Genomic DNA, 1,754 nt, shown 5'->3' on the forward strand with positions numbered 1-1,754 from the left:
GATGAACTCAATCCAAAGTATGAAACAGAACGTTTAACTCTTAAGAGCTTAGTAAGCAAATCAGAATACTCGACCATGAAACAAAGTTCTCTCACAGCCTATTATACAGACCCAATGATTATTCGCCAGATTTGGCAAAAATTACTGGCTGATGGTTTTGAAGGAGGAAGGATATTAGATCCTTCTATGGGGACCGGGAACTTCTTTGCGGCGATGCCTAGAAGTATACGAGATAAATCAGAACTCTATGGGGTTGAATTAGACAGTGTGACAGGCGCAATCGCAAAACAACTCCACCCCAATACCCATATTGAAGTGCGAGGATTTGAAGAAGTGCCCTATCAAAATAATAGTTTTGATTTAGTCTTAACGAATGTTCCATTTGGAAATTTTCGGATTGCTGATAAAAACTATGATAAACCTTATATGATTCACGACTACTTTGTCAAACACTCACTTGATTTAGTAAGAGACGGAGGACAAGTGTCGATTATCTCATCTATTGGGACAATGGATAAGCGGACAGATAATGTTTTACAAGAGATTAAATCCAACACTCATTTTTTAGGGGGAGTTCGGTTGCCGGATACGGCTTTTAAAAAGATTGCAGGTACTCGAGTGACCACAGACCTCCTCTTCTTTCAAAAGGATCAAGCAAAGAATCTTAATGAAGAGGAGCTTGTCTTTAGTGGCTCTATTCCCTTTGAGGAGGATAAGCGTGTCTGGATCAATCCTTATTTTGATGGGAAATACAATACACAAGTTTTGGGTGAATATGAGGTACGTAATTTTAATGGAGGAATCCTCAATGTTAAGAGGGTATCAGAAACATTAGCTATTGACATAATGAAAGCATTCGAGAATGTGGAAGCACCTAAACAAATTGACAATTCTTTGAAAGCACCTGTTTTTATCCAAGAAGAAGTGGATAATTCTATCCCAAGTCGTATACGTGAGGACTTAGCGCTCTATTCTTTTGGATATGAGGGTAATCAAATTTATTACCGAGATACGCATGGTATTCGAAAAAGTTCAAAGGTAGACGAAATTAGTTATTATGTAGATGAGAAGGGAGATTTTAAAGCTTGGGACAGTTCCTTGTCTGAACATAAAATAGATCGATTCGTACAACTTCATTTGACAGATGAGGAAGCACTAGATGTTTACAAGTCAGAAGAAGCGAGTAAAAGAGGGAAATATAAGGGACTGTTCAAAAAAACTGTCTTTTATGAAAGCCCCTTATCGGATAAGGATATTAGTCGCATTAAGGGCATGGTTGATTTGAGAGAGACATATCAAGCCTTAATTGAAATTCAACGCCATCCAGATTATAGTCGGACAGATTTTCAGGTATTACTTAGTAAACTCAATCGTAACTATGACCGTTTTGTAAGTCAATTTGGATACTTGAATGCCTCAGTCAATCGGAACTTATTTGATAGTGACGATAAGTATTCTTTACTAGCAAGTTTAGAAGATGAATACATTGATTCTAAAGATCAGAAAGTAAAATATAAAAAATCTTTAGCTTTTGAGAAAGCATTGGTTAGGCCGGAGAAAGTGATTACAAGAGTATCAACAGCTTTAGATGCCTTAAACTCCAGTTTATCGGATGGTAGAGGGGTTGATTTAGACTATATGGTATCAATTTATCCTGAACATAGCCAAGCTGCTATTTTAGATGAGTTAGGTGACCAGATTTTAATGGATCCAGAAAGCTATTTAAGAGGGCAAAGAAAATACCTTTCTAAGAA

The 1,754-nt window shown here is 36.9% G+C and carries 1 protein-coding gene; it reads left to right on the forward strand.

Translation table 11 applies throughout. The features are described 5' to 3' along the window. A partial coding sequence (locus tag CBI42_RS10690) for an N-6 DNA methylase (RefSeq protein ID WP_142294108.1) occupies positions 1-1,754 on the forward strand: 1,754 nt, incomplete at both ends.

This window comes from Streptococcus sp. KR (assembly GCF_002238115.1).
In the GTDB taxonomy this organism is placed as follows: Bacteria; Bacillota; Bacilli; order Lactobacillales; family Streptococcaceae; genus Streptococcus.